The 18,651-nt window shown below is 32.2% G+C and carries 16 protein-coding genes; 4 read left to right on the top strand and 12 right to left on the bottom strand.

All coding sequences use genetic code 11. From position 1 onward, the window contains the following. Positions 1 to 410 precede the first annotated feature (410 nt). From GQR98_RS06315 to GQR98_RS06305, 3 genes are read left to right on the top strand one after another with little or no spacing between them, the layout of a single operon-like run. Positions 411 to 845: an RpiB/LacA/LacB family sugar-phosphate isomerase gene (locus GQR98_RS06315; protein WP_042496276.1), complete on the top strand. Its 435-nt coding sequence runs from the start codon at positions 411 to 413 to the stop codon at positions 843 to 845. Positions 846 to 888: 43 nt separating this feature from the next. Further along, positions 889 to 1,809, top strand: a complete 921-nt coding sequence (locus GQR98_RS06310) for a cation diffusion facilitator family transporter (RefSeq protein WP_159018768.1) — start codon at positions 889 to 891, stop codon at positions 1,807 to 1,809. A gap of 36 nt (positions 1,810 to 1,845) precedes the next feature. Further along, a complete protein-coding gene (locus GQR98_RS06305) occupies positions 1,846 to 2,289 on the top strand; it encodes a GNAT family N-acetyltransferase (protein ID WP_159018767.1) in 444 nt (147 codons plus the stop codon). A gap of 6 nt (positions 2,290 to 2,295) precedes the next feature. Here the strand turns inward: GQR98_RS06305 and GQR98_RS06300 are convergent, their stop codons facing one another. The 12 genes from GQR98_RS06300 to GQR98_RS06245 form a co-directional block, all read right to left on the bottom strand. After that, positions 2,296 to 3,702: a T9SS type B sorting domain-containing protein gene (locus tag GQR98_RS06300; protein WP_159018766.1), complete on the bottom strand. Its 1,407-nt coding sequence runs from the start codon at positions 3,700 to 3,702 to the stop codon at positions 2,296 to 2,298. 6 nt (positions 3,703 to 3,708) lie between these two features. Then, entirely contained in the window at positions 3,709 to 4,587 is an 879-nt protein-coding gene (locus tag GQR98_RS06295) for an OmpA family protein (protein ID WP_159018765.1), read from the bottom strand. A 114-nt stretch (positions 4,588 to 4,701) separates the two neighbouring features. Beyond that, positions 4,702 to 6,336, bottom strand: a complete 1,635-nt coding sequence (locus tag GQR98_RS06290; protein WP_159018764.1) for a S41 family peptidase — start codon at positions 6,334 to 6,336, stop codon at positions 4,702 to 4,704. Positions 6,337 to 6,347: 11 nt separating this feature from the next. Next, entirely contained in the window at positions 6,348 to 6,722 is a 375-nt protein-coding gene (rnpA, locus tag GQR98_RS06285) for a ribonuclease P protein component (protein ID WP_159018763.1), read from the bottom strand. Between the two features lie 134 nt (positions 6,723 to 6,856). Next, positions 6,857 to 7,696 carry a hypothetical protein gene (locus GQR98_RS06280; RefSeq protein WP_159018762.1) on the bottom strand — a complete coding sequence of 280 codons (840 nt, stop codon included), beginning with the start codon at positions 7,694 to 7,696 and terminating at the stop codon, positions 6,857 to 6,859. Positions 7,697 to 7,734: 38 nt separating this feature from the next. Then, complete coding sequence (locus GQR98_RS06275; protein ID WP_159018761.1) at positions 7,735 to 8,127, bottom strand: hypothetical protein; 393 nt, start codon at positions 8,125 to 8,127, stop codon at positions 7,735 to 7,737. A gap of 5 nt (positions 8,128 to 8,132) precedes the next feature. Further along, positions 8,133 to 8,978 carry a hypothetical protein gene (locus GQR98_RS06270; protein ID WP_159018760.1) on the bottom strand — a complete coding sequence of 282 codons (846 nt, stop codon included), beginning with the start codon at positions 8,976 to 8,978 and terminating at the stop codon, positions 8,133 to 8,135. A 243-nt stretch (positions 8,979 to 9,221) separates the two neighbouring features. Further along, positions 9,222 to 11,069, bottom strand: coding sequence for a M1 family metallopeptidase (locus GQR98_RS06265; RefSeq protein WP_159018759.1), 1,848 nt, complete (start codon positions 11,067 to 11,069; stop codon positions 9,222 to 9,224). Between the two features lie 53 nt (positions 11,070 to 11,122). Next, the gene (locus tag GQR98_RS06260; protein ID WP_159018758.1) at positions 11,123 to 12,730 is read right to left on the bottom strand and encodes a S8 family peptidase; all 1,608 of its coding nucleotides are present in this window, start codon (positions 12,728 to 12,730) and stop codon (positions 11,123 to 11,125) included. 26 nt (positions 12,731 to 12,756) lie between these two features. Beyond that, complete coding sequence (locus GQR98_RS06255) at positions 12,757 to 13,617, bottom strand: MBL fold metallo-hydrolase (RefSeq protein WP_159018757.1); 861 nt, start codon at positions 13,615 to 13,617, stop codon at positions 12,757 to 12,759. A gap of 54 nt (positions 13,618 to 13,671) precedes the next feature. After that, positions 13,672 to 15,867: a SulP family inorganic anion transporter gene (locus GQR98_RS06250; RefSeq protein ID WP_159018756.1), complete on the bottom strand. Its 2,196-nt coding sequence runs from the start codon at positions 15,865 to 15,867 to the stop codon at positions 13,672 to 13,674. Then, positions 15,864 to 16,751 (bottom strand): universal stress protein, encoded by an 888-nt coding sequence (locus tag GQR98_RS06245; RefSeq protein ID WP_233268087.1) that lies wholly within the window; start codon positions 16,749 to 16,751, stop codon positions 15,864 to 15,866. Before GQR98_RS06245 ends, GQR98_RS06250 begins: the two co-directional genes overlap by 4 nt. Positions 16,752 to 16,813: 62 nt before the next feature. On the opposite strand from GQR98_RS06245, the gene GQR98_RS06240 reads away from it, so the two are divergent. Next, positions 16,814 to 18,649 carry a cation:proton antiporter gene (locus GQR98_RS06240; protein WP_074936590.1) on the top strand — a complete coding sequence of 612 codons (1,836 nt, stop codon included), beginning with the start codon at positions 16,814 to 16,816 and terminating at the stop codon, positions 18,647 to 18,649. Positions 18,650 to 18,651 lie beyond the last annotated feature (2 nt).

Below are 18,651 nucleotides of genomic sequence, written 5' to 3'. Positions count from 1 at the left end.
AACAATTGTTAATAACCCATATTAACAACAATTTTTAATAACTCTAGCTATTAACAATTCTAAAAACTACCCTTTTTGATGCTAATAACTTAACCAAAAATTTACGTTAACTTATTTGCATGTTACCTAAATGTTATTGATTGTGAAAATTATTGGATATTCAATGTTTTTCTTTTACAAACTAATCAACACTTATTAACAAGTAATGAATACAGTAATACACATTAGTATTACAATTGTTAATAACCCTAACATTTTTTAAGCTTAGTATTTACAAGGTATTGATTTGTAAAGTATTAATATCTTTTAACGTAAATTTAGCACGTATACCTATAGTTAGCACATTGCAAATATATAATAGCAGTACATTATTTAGTACCTTTGTTTAAGTTTACTTTAATATATATATAATGACAATCTCCATAGGAAACGATCACGCAGGAACTGAGTATAAATTTGCTATTATTAAGCATTTAGAAGCAAAAGGAATCACTATTATTAACCACGGTACAGATGTTAACGATAGTGTGGATTATGCAGATTTTGTACATCCAGTTGCAGACGATGTTGAAAACGAGAAATCTACTTTCGGTATTTTAATTTGCGGTAGTGCTAACGGTGTAGCTATGACGGCTAATAAACATCAAAAAATTAGAGCAGGATTATGCTGGAATAAAGAAATTGTACATTTAATACGTAGCCATAATAATGCTAATATTTTATGTATCCCGGCGCGTTTTACTGCTGTACAACAAGTTATAGAAATGGTAGATGTATTTTTAAATACAGAATTTGAAGGCGGACGTCACCAAAACCGTATCGATAAAATACCTTTATCTTGTTAATAAGAGTTTTTCTTTTTAATAAACTACAGTTGAAATAAAATAAATGAGCCACAACCACGGGCATAATCATTCGCAGCATCACCATCATGATATGAAGGATAAAAATCTATTGATTTCTATTCTCTTAAATATCGTTATTACGGTAGCTCAAGTTATTGGTGGTTTAATTTCTGGTAGTCTATCTTTATTGAGTGATGCTTTGCATAATTTTAGCGATGTTATTTCGCTAGTAGTAAGTTATGTAGCCTCTAAATTATCTAAAAGGAAAGCTTCAGAACACCGTACATTTGGTTATAAACGAGCAGAAATTTTAGCAGCTTTTATCAATGCATCTACATTAGTAATTGTTGCTTTTATTTTAATTAAAGAAGCAGTAGTGCGGTTTCAAAATCCACAGGTTATCGAGTCTAATTTAGTTATCATGTTAGCCCTGTTAGCTATTGCTGGTAACGGTTTTAGCGTGTTGTTATTAAAAAAAGATGCCGGTAATAATATTAATATCAAATCGGCTTATATTCACTTATTAACCGATATGTTGGCTAGTGTAGCCGTATTTATTGGTGGTATGTTAATGAAATATTACCAGCTTTTTTGGGTTGATAGTTTATTAACATTCCTGATAGCTTTGTACTTAATTTGGGTGGGTTTCGATCTTTTAAAGACTTCTACCAAAATGTTAATGCTATTTACACCCGAACATATTGATATTAATAGCCTAGTTAGTGATGTTAATAAGTTCGAAAAGGTGAAATTATTGCACCATGTGCATATCTGGAATTTAAGTGATAATGAGCTACATTTAGAGGCACATTTAGATTTAGAAGAAAATGTGTTAATAACTGAGTTCGATGCTATTTTAAGTAATATAGAAACTTATTTACATGAAAATCATGATATTAACCATGTTACTATTCAGCCAGAATTTGATAAAAACGACTCTAAAGACATAATAGTGCAAGATTAAACCCCAAATTGTTAATAACTCCATTTACCCTTATTTATGATTAATATTGAAGTAAAAACCTTCGAAGCTTTAACAAAGCAAGAATTATATAGTTTGTTACAATTACGCAGCGAGGTTTTTGGTGTAGAACAAGATTGTGTTTATCAAGATATTGATGGTAAAGATCAAAAAGCATTGCATGTTTTAGGAATCAAAAATGATAAAATTGTTGCTTATACGCGTATCTTTAAACCAGGCGATTATTTTGAAGAATCTAGCATTGGTAGGGTAGTAGTGGCTAAAAATGAAAGGCAGCATAAATATGGTTACGATATTATGCACGCTTCCGCGGAAGCGATACAGAAATACTTCAGCCAAACGGTTATAAAAATTTCGGCACAGGTATACCTTAAAAAATTTTATAACAATTTAGGTTTTTCTGAAATTGGAGCATCTTATTTAGAAGATGGAATTCCGCATATTGCCATGATGAAACAGTAAAAATAACTACCGTTTTAGTGTAAAATGCCCTTTTAGCGTTTCTTTTGTTTTTAATGTCACTAAATACCAATAATCGGTAGGAGGCAATAATTGACCATTATAAACACCATTCCAACCTATATAATTGGTATCGAAGCTTTTTAGTAGCTTGCCATGTCTGTTAAACACATAAATACGATCTACTAAATTTAAAGTATCATAAATCTGCCAAAAATCGTGATTACCATCATTATTGGGTGTAAAATATTTAGGGATATAAAAAGCATCGTTTATAATGGTAACTGTAAAAAACGACTGATTACTATCGCATACCGTTTCATTAAAAATAAATATGGTTTGTGTATTGTTAATAACTTCGCCAGGCCTTAATTCTAGACCGTTTCCATTAGATTCTGTAAAATATTTTCCGTTAGTAATTTGGGGTAATGTATAGCTAATGCCAATATAATTATTGAGGTTATCAACAGGTATAATAACACTGCATGCTTCTGTAGAATTTACGTAATTGGTAAACGCCGTTGGTTCCCAATTTGTATAGCTATTTTCCGGATTATCTACCACAACACAGTTTAGGTTAGTGTTTAAACTAAAATCTAAGCTGTTTAAATTGCTATTGTTTCCGTTTTTAATATCTAGTATGCATAAGTTGTTATTACTGCAGTTTAAAGCCACCAAATCACCATTATTCGAAGTTTCTAATGTAGAGAGCGCATTATCATTGCAAGTCACTGTTCTAATATTTCTATTTAACGAGAGATCTAACATTGTTAATAAGTTGAAACTACAGTCTAAAATAGTTAAAATAGAATTCTCCGTAAGGTCTATGTTTGCTAGCCTATTGCCATTTATTAACAAAGAATTTAAATTCTTGTTTTCGGTTACATTTAAATCTAATAATGTATTATTTGCAGAAGATAATACAGTGAGTTTTCCGTTTTCGGTAGTATCTAAATAATTTAAAAAGTTAGCATCGCAAACCAAAGAAATTAAATTTAGGTTTTGAGTAACATCGAGATTAGAAAGTTGATTATTAGTACACCAAAATATTTTTAAAGCACCAAGTGATGTTACATCTAAGCTGGTAATACTATTGTTACTACAGTACAACTCGGTTAAGTTTACATTGTTAATAACTGATAAACTCGATAAGTTATTATCGGAGCAGTTAAGTATGGATAATGCTGCAAAATCTTCAATTCCGGTAAGGTCTGCTATATTTTGAGATTCTAGATCTAAATTGGTAATACCGCTAATATTCGCAGTTGGAACCAAGTTATCTAAAGGTCCAAAATCTGCACCAGCATCTATTAAAAACTGTTCGAAATTATCATCTGGAACAAAAGTATTTTGAGATTGAATATAATTACAAACTATGCACAGGTAAACAAATAAAAAATAGGTTTTCCTGTTCATAATATATTAGTTTGTATCGCCAACATGCGTTATTAAAACCTCTACACGTCTATCTAGTTTTGGATCGCCACCAAGCGGAAATTTGCGACGCATACCCATGTAACGCATGCGTCTTTTATTCACACCTTTTTTTACAAAATAGTCGTAAACAAATTTAGCTCGTGTTTCCGATAGGTTACGTTCCTTTGTTTTTCTATCTACAGCATCTCTGGTAAGTTGCGTGCAGCACACGTGGCCTTGTATAGTAAAATATAGATTTTTACGTGCTACCAATATTTTTGCAAGCGTATCTAATGTTTTTTTAGATGAAGATAATATGGTGCTATAACCCGTTTTAAATAGAATATTTTCTAGTATAATTTTATCACCAATATTTAGTTTACCCTGCAGTTTTTCTGGTGCATTTTTAGGTAATTTAGGTTTTGGTGGTTCTTCAACTTCTACAATTTTTTCTATTACAACCTCTTCTACAACAGGTGGTTTTGGCTTAACATTAATTTCTACTTTTCTATTTAAGCCTCTAATGTTTAAAATATTATTGTCTTCAATAATTTTGAGTAAAATTTCACCTTTACCATCAACATTGGTAATTAAATCTTCACTAATTTCATTATCCGAAAAAATGGATTTTATGGCATCAGCTCGGTTTTGAGATAGTTTTAAATTATAAGTATCTGCACCAACATCATCACAAAAACCATAGATTGAAATGGATTCAATTTCTAGATCTTGTAAGGTTGAAATAAAAAGGAGTAACCTGTTTTTTTCGGTAGAAGGCACAGTAAATTTATCGGTATCAAAATAAACATCGTGGCTTAGTTCACTTTGTGAAAAAGTACTACCAGTTGTTAAAATGAAAAGGAACGATAAAATAAATTTATACATAGTTTTAAAGGCTATTGGGGCTGTAAATATACTGTTTTTGAGATTTTAACCTCTATGAATGTAAACTTAGCCAACTTTGAAACCAAATAAACTAACGTAAAATTCACTTGATATTTACTTTAAATACTCAGAATATTTTGAAGGATTACTAAGAATTTCTGTTGCTTTTTTAATTCTAGCATCGTGAGTTTTGTAGTAATCAAACAGACCTTCTCGGTAGGCATATTGTTTCACGATATCTTCCGTTAAGGATTCCATTAAAAAAGCTTTATTTTCATCTATAACATCAGATTTCGATTGTTTTAAATTCGCCATTAAGGTGTTATAATCTTTTTCAATATTATCGTTAAGTTCTTCATTTGTTGCAGTTTCAAAAGCTTTACTAAGTGCTTTTTCAGTTTCGGTTTCAAAAGAAAAATTGTTTGTTTTTAAATACTTTTTAAAGTCTGTAAAATCCGTATCCGATAATTCAAAGGTGTTAATATCTTCAATTTTATGTGAGTAATGATAGTTGGTCGCGTAGTTAAAAATTAAATCGTTATTAACAATTGCAGTAGCTACAGGCGATTTTTTATTTTGACCCACTAAAACATCTGGATAAACACCACCACCATCAAAAACTTGACGACCGTTTTTAGTTTTAAAGGCATTGTATTGTTCTTGTTTTACACGTACAGCTTCTCCTTTTTCATCACGATGCCAATAATCTAAAGCCTGTATACAGCGCCCAGAAGGTGTATAATATCTAGAAATGGTAATTTTAACTTGTGTACCGTATGTTAATAACTTTGGGCGTTGTACTAATCCTTTTCCAAAACTACGAGATCCAACCACAACGGCACGATCTAAATCTTGCAAAGCACCCGAAACAATTTCACTTGCCGATGCACTTCTGCCGTTAATTAAAACGACTAACGGAATTTCTGTATCAATAGGTTCGCTTTGTGTGTAATAGGTTTTATTATATTGTTTTACCTTAGATTTTGTAGTTACTACCAGTTGGCCTTTTGGTACAAAAAGATTAACAATTTTAATAGCTTCGTTTAATAAACCACCGGGATTACCACGTAAATCTAAAATTATTTTTTCGGCACCTTGGGCTTTTAAATCACGTAGTGCATAATTGGTTTCTTTGTGTGCTTTTTTATTAAACTTACTTAAAACAATGTAACCTGTTTTTTCGTTTATCATTGAAAAATAAGGCACGGCTTTTATTTCTACTTCGGCACGTTTTATGGTTGCTATTTGGGTTTTCCCTTGGCGATTGTAAGTAACCTCAACTTCAGAATTTGGAGCCCCTTTTAATAAATCACCTGCGTAATCTTTATACGTTTCAATTAAAACATTACCTACTTTTATAATCTCGTCTCCAGCTTTTAATCCGGCTTTATCGGCAGGATAATCTTTGTATGGTTCTACAACTACAAGTTTATCTTTAAAAGTTTTTATTCTAGCACCAATACCTGTGTAATCGCCAGTATTGTTAATTCTAGCAGCTTCCACATCTTGCTCGTTCATAAAATTTGTGTACGGATCCAAACTAGCTAACATGCTTTTTATAGCAATATCCATTAAGTCGCCAGGGTTGGTTTCGTCAACATAATTCATGTTGAGTTCTTTAAATAATGTAGTAAAAATTTCTAGCTGTTTTGCAATTTCAAAAAAATCGTTTTTAAAAGCTGTGGTTGTAAAAAACAGCGAACAAGCTAAAACTGGAATTATTATTTTCTTTTTGAAGAATTGTTTCATGTGATGTAATTTTATTCAGAAATTTTAATTGAAAACTTTTCGAAAAGCTGTTTCATTTTGGTTTCAACTTGTAAAAACGTTGGTTTTTCTTTGCCAATGTACAAAATCATAAACGCATGTTGTGCGGTTAAATTGTTAAAATACTCCGCTTTATTCAATCTATAAGCTTCGCGTAACAAGCGTTTTATGCGGTTTCTATCTGGAGCTTTTTTAAAGTTTCGTTTACTTACTGATACACCGGTTTTAGCTAAAACATCTTCATTATGAGAGGTTGGTAAATAAACCATACGCAACGGATAGGCTGAAACCGATTTTCCTTCGGTAAACAGCTTATCAATTAGCTTTCTGCTTTTTAATTTTTCTTGTTGTGGGTATGTAAAACTCAATGCATTGGGATTATTGCCCAAAGGTAATGAAATAAAAAAATCGGAGTGAAGTGGTTTGGAGTAAATATTTTAGGGGTGTTGATGTGTTTGGCGATGATTTTGTTGCATATTTTTTATAAGAAATCGGCAACTAGCTATTTAAGTTCTAATAATGAATTATTGCATTTTAATTTTGTATTCATAATTTCAAGCATTTTTTTAATATCTCTTGTTATCCATTCTTGTGATTTTGGATGAAATACGATTTCAAAATTATAATTTTCACAATCATTCAGTTTTAAGTCTAAACCAAACGGTTCATTTATTTGATGAAGTCTCTCACTTTCTTTTTTGTGAATTCGTGGATGGTATTCAATAGGTATTTCTTCAAATTCTTTTTTTAAGACAAGTCTAAATTCATTTTCATGTTTAAAACTTATATCTTTCAAAAAGACTGATTCAATTGAATTAATTTCATTGAAATTTGGATTAAAAAAATTTATATATTTTATTGTTCCACAAGTTATATTATAAGAATTTCCGTTACCTATAAAACCATTTTCTAATAGGTTTTTCTTGAAGTCTGAATATTTAATTTTTATTGCTACACTATTAGGTGAACTATACAAGTTCCACATTGCTACTGATTCAGAATGTTCATCAGCAATAAACCAACAATTTGCAAAATTTGATTTTTGTATTTGATTGATTTCATCATCAATTAAATTCATTTTATCTCCTCCAACTTCAATAGAGATTCGGTTTCCTATATTTTCTAAATAAAAGCCGTTTTCAATTTGTTTTTGTTTTTTTTTATAAAATAGATGATTCAAAGTTATTCCTTCTTTTTTATCCTCAAATTTATCTAGTCGAGTAAAGAAAAAAGATTTATTCATTAAGAATGAAAGTAATTTTGAGATGTCAATGTATCTCCATAAAAATGAATTTTCATTGATATGGTCATCATTGATAAAATTGATATTTTTATTTTTCATTACTTAAGTATTAATAACTCTCATTTTTCAATTCAAAATTAAGCCTTTATAGATGCTTTTAAGTTATCTAAGCTATTAATAATAGCCAATGTATTAAAAGTGAAAATAGAAGCACCTAGCGTAACAACGTGTGTAGATATGTCGATGGCTTTTTGAACATCTTGTAAACCCTTGTACGATTTATTAATTTTTTTGGTAATCGCATCCAAGGTTTCGAGAGAAGCCGTTACATCGTCTAAAACAAAGGTGGCCGACATGGTGAATAAATCATCGGAATATTCTAATGTTTTTCTATGCGTTTCTCTTAGTTTTTTATTCTCAAGTTTAGTTAAATTATCGAAGTTTAAAATTCTATAATCACCCATAGATTGTGCTAATGCTAAAAAATAATTAGCCAGCTCATTTACCTGTTTTGAAGTTAATTTTGCCATGGTTTTTATAATTTTTTTAATTCAGAAATAATCGATTTAATTTCACTAGCCGACTGTAAAAGTTCTTGTTTTACAGCCTTTGAGGATACATGATCAATATCATCATAAAGCTTTTGGTGTCCAGCAGATATAGCCGATAAGGTTTTTGAGTATGCCGTAAATTTAGCTTGTTGTTGTTCAATTTCTAAAATACTATTGTAGTATTCTTTTATAGTATTTCGCTTTTCAAAATTAGAGAGTGAGGTATCTTTTACTAAATCGAAATAATCGGCTTTCAGTCTGTTTTTTTTCACTTCTAATTTTCCGTTTAAATTAGATGAAATATTAAAATCTAGAAATGAAATTAAAGATTTTACAGAAGCATTAGCATCTTTAACGTATGTTTTAATTTTCTTTTTTCTGTATGAATCGGTAAAGGCATGAATTAAAAGTTGCGATACTTTGGTATAAGATTCTACATGTTCCTTTTTAATAGTAATGGAGCCAAAATCACCTTCGGATAAAGCGTTTGATAAAGCCTCGGTTTTGTAAGATGTTAAATCGTTATCCGATAAATTTGTTAAACCATCAAAATACCCAAAAACAGAAGCGTAAATTTTTAAGGTAATGCTATCGGCCACTTTTTCTTGTTTACAATTGCAATTTTGATCTAGAAATTCTAAAGCATTAATTTTTTCTTCAAAACATTTATCTAAACAACTTTGTTGAAAACTATAGTTTAAGTTTTCAAAATATTGAACGCCTGTTAAGGATTCCGAAGAATAAGTATTCACATGTTTTAAATTTACGCAGCTAGAAACACAAAGCATGGCCATGAATAATAGGCCGTAAATTTTAAGAGGTTTCATCATTTTTTAAGGGAACTTTATTGGTTTAAGTAAATAGCTTGTGTTAAATTAAAATTAGCACGAATTCTGTATGAAGTATTTACCCTACTAATTTATATCTTTTTTCTGGTGAAATCAATATTTTATAACTTGTATTATTTTAAGTGATTGATAATCAGTTAAAATTTATTTTTATTTGGAAAGTTTAGAAAATAAAAAAGCCTTTCTGTTTTCACAAAAAGGCTTTTAAAAAGGTATTAAAATGTATTATTTTTTGTTGTTCGAGCTATCTACATCGGCCATTAATCCAGAAGGATCAATTTCAACTGTTTTTACAGCTTTTTTTGCATCGAAGCTGTAAGTTGGGTAGGCCCAAGCCCAATCGCTAACTATAGTAGCTGTGGTTGGTTTTTCACCACGCATCATTTGTAAAGGAATGTAGAAATCTTCCGAAGTACCATCTACATAAGTTACTTTTAAATCTATAGGCATTGGCATTAAACCAATACGCTCTAAAGTAATGTTATTACCTTCTATAGCTTTTACGCTATAATCAATGGTGTTTGTTGTTTGTCCGAAATCTATTAAATACCAATCTAACTCTAAGCCAGATACGCGTTCTGCGGTACGCACGATATCTAATGGTTTTGGATGTTTAAATGAGAAATCGGTATAATATTTTTTTATAGTTTTCTTTAAGTTTTCGGCTCCGATAACATAACCTAATTGACTTAAAAATACAGCACCTTTACTGTATGCGGCAATGCTGTATGAGCGATTGTAAGCATAACGATCGGAATGTGTGGTAAGTGGTTGTTCTTTTCCAGAATTTGCTAAATAAATATAGCCTTTGTAAGCGTTGGCTAAAGGATTTTCTTTGCCTTCATCCATAATATCGTTCATGGCCATATTACTGATATAGGTTGTAAAACCTTCGTCCATCCATTCGTGCTTAGATTCATTTGAAGCTAATAAAAACTGAAACCAAGTGTGTGCTAATTCGTGAGCTGTTACACCAACTAAACTACCGTAACTTCTATTACCTGTAATTAAAGTACTCATGGCATACTCCATACCACCATCGCCACCTTGAATAACTGAGTATTGCTTGTATGGGTATTTACCAATATTTTCGCTGTAGTATTCCATAAGCTCTACAGTTTTTGGTTGCATTTTTTTCCAGTAACCTTTATGCTCAGCATCTAAATTATTTTTATAGAAAAAATGTAAAAGCGGTCCGTTTGGTACTTGCTTAGTATCATGGATATAATCTTTATCTGCAGCCCAAGTAAAATCGTGCACGTTTGGTGCAACAAAATGCCAAGTTAATTTATCTGAATTCGATTTAGTTACCGCTCCAGTTTCATAACCATGACCAATTTGGTTTGGGTTTTGTAAGTAACCAGAACCTGCAACTGTATAATCTTTATCGATAGTTAATTTTACATCAAAATCTCCCCATACACCGTGAAACTCACGACCAATATATGGGTCGGCATGCCAACCTTCAAAATCGTATTCTGCCAATTTTGGATACCATTGTGCCATAGATAGAGCAACACCTTCTGCATTGTTTCTACCGGTTCTACGAATTTGTGCAGGAACTTGTGCATCAAAATCCATAGTGAACGTTACTTTTTCTCCTGGTTTAATTGGGTTTGCTAGTTTTACTTCTAAAACCGTACCTACGGTTTCGTGCGTTAAAGTTGTTCCGTTTTGTTTTAAACTGTTTACTTTAATGTAACCAATTTCGTTTGGTTTTAATTGCCCAATTCTGCTACCAACACGAGCGTCTGGATCGGCAATAGTTTGTGAGCGTACATCCATTTCGCTACCTGGTTGAAAGGCATTGAAAAATAAGTGATAATACACACGATCTAAAACATCGGGAGAATTGTTGGTATATACCAATGTTTGTTTCCCTTGGTATTGATAGTTGTTTACATCCATATCAATATCCATTTTATAATCTACATGCTGTTGCCAATATGTGGCTGTTGCAGGAGAATTTAAAACCATAGATGTGCTAGAACTTGTTGTATTTGTTACCGTTTTGGTACTTGTACAAGAGGCTAGTAAAGCGATACTTAAAATTGAAATATATATTTGCTTCATATAAATATTGAATAAAAAAAGAGGCTGTTTAAGGCCTCTTTTTTAAGTTATAATTAATGTGTTTTTGAGGCTAAAATTAATGCGTTGTAAGCATTAACCATTTTAGAAGATTTGGATAAATCTGCAAATGGTTTAATATCATTAGTGTCGCCACCAACAATAACTTTACTTTTTACAGCTAAACCAGAATCCATAATAATTTGTTTTACTTGCGCAGCACTTAATTTTGGATAGTAAGAGCGTATTAAGGCAGCAACACCAGCAACAGCAGGAGCAGCCATAGACGTACCTCCTTTAGTATCGTATTCGTTTTCTGGAACTGTAGAATATACTTTAGCTCCTGGTGCAAATACATCTACATTTACTTTTCCGTAGTTAGAAAAACCTGCAACAATACCAGAACCATATTTAGGCTCTAAAGCTCCAACAGTTATAAACGTATCTGAAACTTCAGGACCAATACCAACAGCATCATTTGGGAATACATCTTTTTCGTCTAAGTTAATACCTTCGTTACCTGCAGCATTTACAAAAAGCACATCATTTTTAGCAGCGTAAGCAATAGCATCGCGTACCCAATCGCTATGTGGTGAATAGTATTTACCAAAACTTCCGTTAATAATAGAAGCGCCATTATCTACGGCATAACGAATACCTAATGCAATATCTTTATCGTACTCATCACCGTTTGGTACGGCACGAACACTCATAATTTCTACGTTGTTAGCAACACCATTTGCACCTTTACCATTATTACGTTTTGCTGCAATAATTCCGGCAACGTGTGTACCATGACTTTCAGATTTTATGGTTGGTTTTACATTACCGTTACCATAAAATTTAGTAGACATATCATCTGCATTATCACCATTAATACGTCCGCTAAACTCTTTGTTTAAGTTGTAGTTTAAACGATCGTTAATTTGTGTTGTGCTATTGTCAATTTGTTTTTTAGCAGCCGTTAAAGATTCCATACCGTTGCTGTAAAAGTATTTTGCAATTTGTACAGCACGAGATAAAGTTTCATCGTCTGTTTTAATAGCGTTCACCTCAGCTTTAGTGTAATCTTTTTTGTTTAAGTGTTTAGATAAAGTTTCATCTGCACTTGCAATTTGCATAGACATTTGGTCATAATTAGTTTTATAACCCATGTATTTTTGATATTCTTCATCGTATTCAGTTTTAGCTCTGGCATAATCTGGACTGCTTGTATCTCCTTTTGCTAAAATTCTAACAAATTCTAATTGCTCATTGTAAGTATCACCTAGAAAATTCCATCCATGGATATCATCAATATAGCCATTTTTATCATCGTCTATACCGTTGTTTGGAATCTCTTTGGTGTTGGTCCAAATAACATCTTTTAAGTCTTCATGATCTATATCAATACCAGCATCTATAACTGCTACAATAACTTTTTCTCCTTTTTTGTTTTTAATAATCTCAGCGTAAGCTTTATCAACACTCATACCAGGGATGGTATCTTTTATTAAATCTAAATGTCCCCAATTGTGTTTTTCAATTTCAGTTAAATCTGAAACTTTTAAAGGTGTATTATCTATATTCTCTACAGGAGTAGAAAGTATTGCTGCTGAGCCTCCGCAACCTGTAATTAGTAGCGCTGCAAAAGCAGATACTGTAATTGATTTGAATGTGTTCATTTTTACTATTTGAGTTAGTCTTTAATTTATTTTAAAATATCTTGAGTTGTGTATGTTTGATCTAATCGCACGCCTTTTTCGGTGTGTTTTACGGTAATAATTTCGTTGTGTGCATCGTGTTCCAAGAACAAATAGAAATTGTTGTCGGCTGCTAAATTTAGGAAGTTTTCTTTTTCGTTTAAAGTTAACAGCGGTCGAGTATCGTAACCCATAACAAATGGTAAAGGTAGATGTCCAACAGTTGGTAGTAAATCGGCCATGAACGCAATGGTGTTGCCCTTATAGTTTATTAAAGGAATCATTTGTTTATCGGTGTGCCCATCGGCAAAGAAGATATCGAATCCTAAGGGTGAATTTTTTAATGTATTCGAATTAGGAATTCCTGTAAACTTAAGCTGTCCGCTTTCTTCAATAGGAATAATGTTTTCTTTTAAAAAGGATGCTTTTTCACGATTATTTGGCTGGGTTGCCCATTGCCAATGGTCTTCGTTACTCCAATAATGAGCATTTTTAAAAACGGGTTGATAACCTGTTTTACCTTTATTCCATTCTATACATCCACCAGAATGATCGAAGTGTAAATGCGTTAAAAATACATCAGTAATATCATCACGATGAAAACCATGCGCTTTTAGTGAGCCATCTAAAGTATCGTTACCCCAAAGTGAATAGTAACCAAAGAATTTATCAGATTGTTTGTTGCCCATACCAGTATCAATCAAAATAAGCCTGTCACCATCTTCAATAAGTAAGCAACGTGCTGCAATATCGATTAGGTTATTGGCATCTGCTGGATTAGTGCGTTGCCAAAGTGATTTAGGAACAACACCGAACATAGCACCACCGTCTAGTTTAAAATTACCGGAATTAATAGGGTATAATTTCATAGGACCGTAAAATTACGAAATCTATTGGTAATTGTTGAAAACGTTAAGAATATATTAAGAGATAACGGCTTTTAAGCGTTTTCCAAAATCGAAGAGGGCTTTTATCTCTTTCATACCAGCCAAACGTTGCCTGCCAAAAATGAGTAGGGCAGAACCGTTAGATTCTACGTGGTAGTATGGATTACTTTCAAAAAAGTGGGTAATATCATCATTAAAAAATTGGCTGATTTCATTTACATTTTCACCTAAAAGAAAGAAACGATCCGAGAAATCATCATGGTTTTCAATATCAATATCTTTAATACCAGCAAGAGCAGATACTTTTTCTAAAAAACCTTCTTTATCTAGAGTAAATTCTGGAATATCATGATTTAAGTTAATGTAAAGCATGGTTTTTCTAATCACTTCTTTAGCGATAAATTCACCTTCGGAAAATTCAATATCAAAGAGTTTCATCTTTTTATCTTCATGAGATAATTTGTTGTAAACATGATTGATATTTTTGGTGTTAAAAAACTGAAAATTGTTTAAAAACGAAACTTCTTTTTCTTTTTTAGAACTGTAATTATAGTTGTAATCTTTAGCTAAACTTTTCATGCTGGTTTGGCGTCTTGTTAAGCTGTTTTTTATAATTTTTGGAACAGGTAACATACGGCGTAGCGCAAATGGGTGTTTAGAATCTGTATCGTGCATATCTAAACCAACAACATCAAAATGGCCACCACGTTTTTGGAATAACTCTTGGTAATTATTCATGTTTTCCATAACGGTATGGTCTACAAATTCGCAAAGCGAAAAGTCTACAATAATATCTTGATCTTCGGGAACAGCATCGAGTTGTTCTTTAAGTCTGTAGTAATTTAAAAAGCTACAAAAGTGCTTTACACTTACATAAAAGTTGTGTTGCCCATCTGTCTCTTGATACATTAATACATTAGGTTTTAAAACATTTCTTAGAAACAAACCAGCACTTTTATTAATGATGATATGAATAATTAATGTGGCAATAACACCCGATATAATTCCAGAAATTAATCCGATTTTTAAGGTGATAATAAGCGTTACAAAAAAGATAACAAGCTGCTCTTTTCCTATGGAAAATATTTTTGTAATTACATTTGGAGAGGCTAACTTATAACCTGTATAAACCAAAATAGCCATTAAAGCAGGCAACGGAATTCTGGTAAGTTGCGTGCTAAAAAGCACAATAAATAACACCAAGAAAAAGGCATGGAAAAAATTGGCCGATCTATTTGTTGCGCCATTATTTACATTTACCGAGCTACGTGCAATTACGGTAACAACATTTAATCCGCCTAAAAACCCACTACCAATAGTTGCTAAGCCTAAGGCTTTTAAGTCGCGATTTACGTTGGAACGTCTTTTTTCTGGATCTAATTTATCGACAGCTTTTATACTTAAAAGCGATTCTATACTTGCAATAAGCGTAAGTGCTAAAACACTGGCCCAAAACGGAAAGCTCCAAATACCACTAAAATTTGGTGTTGGTATATCGGCAATAATATCTTGAAAACTTGGTATACCAGAAATCATGTATTCTTTAGCAATGGGGTTGGGTTCGTGTAGGCCAATTTCAAAATAATAACTAAACGCTATTGATAGAATTACTATCCACATAGGTGCAGGAATTAGTTGCAAATATTTGTTTCTAATTTTGGAATAAAACAGCATAATTGCTAAACTAATTACACCCGCCAAAGCTGCAAAAACAAGACCTTTACTTTCGTAATGCAAGGCATCATTAATAGTAAAAGGTATTTCTAATAAATAATCTATAGTGTCTTCACGCTTTATTTTGTGCGCGAACATAATATGAAATTGTTTACCTAAAATAATTAAACCAATGGCAGCCAACATCCCTTGTATGGCTGACGATGGGAAAAAATTGGCCAAAGCACCCATACGTAAAAAACCAAGTCCCATTAAAAGCACACCCGAAAACACAATAGCGATGTAAGCATCTTGTAAACCTAAAGTGGTTATGGCTACTAAAATTACACCTACTAAACCGTTTCCTGGGCCTACTATGGTAACATGACTTCCACCTAAAATGGAGACTACAATACCGCCAATAACGGCTGAAATTATACCTGCAATTGGTGGAGCATCACTAGCCATGGCTAAACCTAAACCTAAGGGTAAGGCTATAAGGCTAACTACAAAACCAGAAAATATATTTTTGGGTAAGGTTTGAAAAAATGTGGCTATGTTATTTTTTTTTGAACTCATTGAAGGATTAGTACGTCGGTTGGTAATTCGGTTAAAATATGTTCAATATCGTGCGGAAATAAACGATCCCAAAACGTCATTTTTGTTGGCGCGTTCATCACTAATAAATCGGCACGCATAATTTGAGCATAATGCCCAATAGAATAGCCTTTTTTACCAAATATGGGTTGTAATTTTATGCTTTTTTCGGTGGTGCACTCTACCGGAATATGACTTACTATTTCCTTTATTCTCGAGTTTTCTCTTAATTTTATACGCTCTTTTATTATCGTTGCACGACGTAAAGATTTATCATCGTCCACCTTTACAGTTACTTGGTCTTCGTTAATTTCTTCAACAATAGTAACCTTTTTAGATTTTAATTGGTTGGCAACATAAAAGGCTGCTGTAATGGTGCTCTCGGTTTTTGGATCTTTTAAACCGTTAACTACAATATGTTGGCATGGTGCTCTAACAACTGATGGTTTAACTAATAATAAAATAGAACATTTGGCTTGGCGTGTAATTTTCCGAGCAATCGAACCTACATAGTATTTTAAAAAACGCTCGCGTTGCACGGCTCCAAGAATAAGTAAATCTATCTTTTTTTCTTCGGAAGTCGATAAAATAACATCTACAGGATCGCCAGTTTTAAAAACAACTTCAAAATTCAAATTATCTTTTTCAAAACTTTTAAGAATCTCGTTTAAGCTATTGGTTTTTTCTTCGGAAGGTTCTCCAACGTGTATTAAAAATAATTTGGCATCAAAAAATACCGATAGCCTTGCAGCCTCGAATAGATTCGCTTTTAGGTTTGGCGAAAAGGCCACACCAATTCCAATACTTTTAAAAGGCTTTAAACTCACGTGTTTTGCTATTTTTTGCTCAAAGTTGAAAGATAACATTTTTTAAAAACTTCAAGTCGTCTGTTTTACTTAAATTAGTCTTTTTTTAGAGAATCTTATAGATGATAGAACTAGCAGGCATTATAATTTTAGGCATATTAGCACAATGGGTAGCATGGAAATTTAAAATTCCGGCAATATTACCGCTAATTTTAATTGGTTTATTGGTTGGCCCTATTGCGGCCGAGTTTTTAAGCGGAGATGGTACAAAATGGATAGAACCGATTTGGAATGGAAGCGAAGGCTTATTTCCTGGAGAAAGTCTATTCTACTTTGTTTCTTTAGCAATTAGTGTTATTCTGTTTGAAGGCGGATTAACCTTAAAAATGAGCGAAATTAAAAATGTAGGACCCGTAATAACTAAGCTTATTACCATAGGTTCTATGGTTACTTTTTTCGGTGCAGCATTGGCTGCTCATTATATTTTTGATTTAAGCTGGCAAATTTCCTGTTTATTTTCGGCTTTAATAATTGTAACAGGCCCAACGGTAATTACACCTATTTTAAGAAACATACCACTAAGAAAAGATATTTCGGCTGTTTTAAAGTGGGAAGGTATTTTAATAGACCCGATTGGGGCTTTAGTAGCCGTATTAGTTTTTGAGTTTATTAGTGTAGATGCTGGTGGCGAGTTTACCAAAACAGCATTAATAGAATTTGGTAAAATTGTATTATTTGGTTCTACTTTTGGTTTTGCTTTTGCACATGCCATGAATTTTATATTAAACAGAAAGTTTGTGCCTCATTATTTATTAAATGTGTTTGCATTAGCGGCTGTTTTAGGTGTTTTTGTACTATCTGATAGTTTTGCTCACGAATCGGGCTTACTAGCTGTAGTTGTTATGGGGATGGTTTTAGGAAACTCAAAATCGCCTTATTTAAAAGAATTACTTTACTTTAAAGAATCGCTTAGTGTATTACTTATTTCTATTCTATTTATTCTTTTGGCGGCCAACATAAATGTATCTGACTTAATGTTAATTTACGATTGGAAAACCGTAATCCTTTTTTCTGTTATTGTTTTTGTAATTCGCCCAATAGGTGTGTTTTTAAGTACCTATGGCTCTTTACTAAAATTAAATGAAAAAGTGTTTATCAGTTGGGTTGGCCCACGTGGTATTGTAGCTGCAGGTATCGCTTCTTTATTTGGTTTAAAATTAGCTAAGGAGGGTGTGCCAGGAGCAGAATATATTACGCCTTTGGTTTTTATGATTGTTTTAGGAACTGTACTATTAAACGCAACTACGGCACGTATGTTTGCAAAAATGGTAGGTGTTTTCTTGAAGAAATCGGAAGGAATTTTAATTATTGGAGCGTCTAAAGTATCTAGATTATTAGGGCATTATTTAGAATCTAACGGTAGAAACGTGGTGCTAATTGATAGCAACGAACGCAATATCCAAAAAGCAAAAGAATTAGGTTTAAGTGCGATGAATATGAATATTTACTCGGATAGCTTAATGGATGATATCGAGTTAAACGATATGGGATATTTAATGGCATTAACTGCAAATTCTGATATTAATAAATATGCTATCAATAAGTTTAGCAAGCAATTTGGTGAAAACGGTGCTTTTAGGTTAGTTACTAAAGAAGAAATGCTAGATGAAAATAGTAGTCCAAATGAAGGTTTGTTTAGTAAAACTGATGATTATAATACCTTAAGTGATGTAACTAGAAATCACCCATCGATACAAGAAATTGATTTAGAAAGTAAAGAACACTACGAAGGTTTAATAGAAATCACTAATAAGGACAAAGAGATTATCCCGCTTTTTATTAAAGATAATGAAGGAGAATTGCATATTATTTCTTCTAATAACTTAAATGTAGATACTATAGAAGAAGGTTTTCAGTTGGTTTATTTAGGTAAACCTATTGATGTTGAGAAGGTTTAATT

It is taken from the genome of Algibacter sp. L3A6 (genome assembly GCF_009796825.1).
Taxonomy (GTDB): domain Bacteria; phylum Bacteroidota; class Bacteroidia; order Flavobacteriales; family Flavobacteriaceae; genus Algibacter.
The sequence above is the reverse complement of the archived record's forward strand: the minus strand, read 5'-3'. Positions and strand labels throughout refer to the sequence as shown.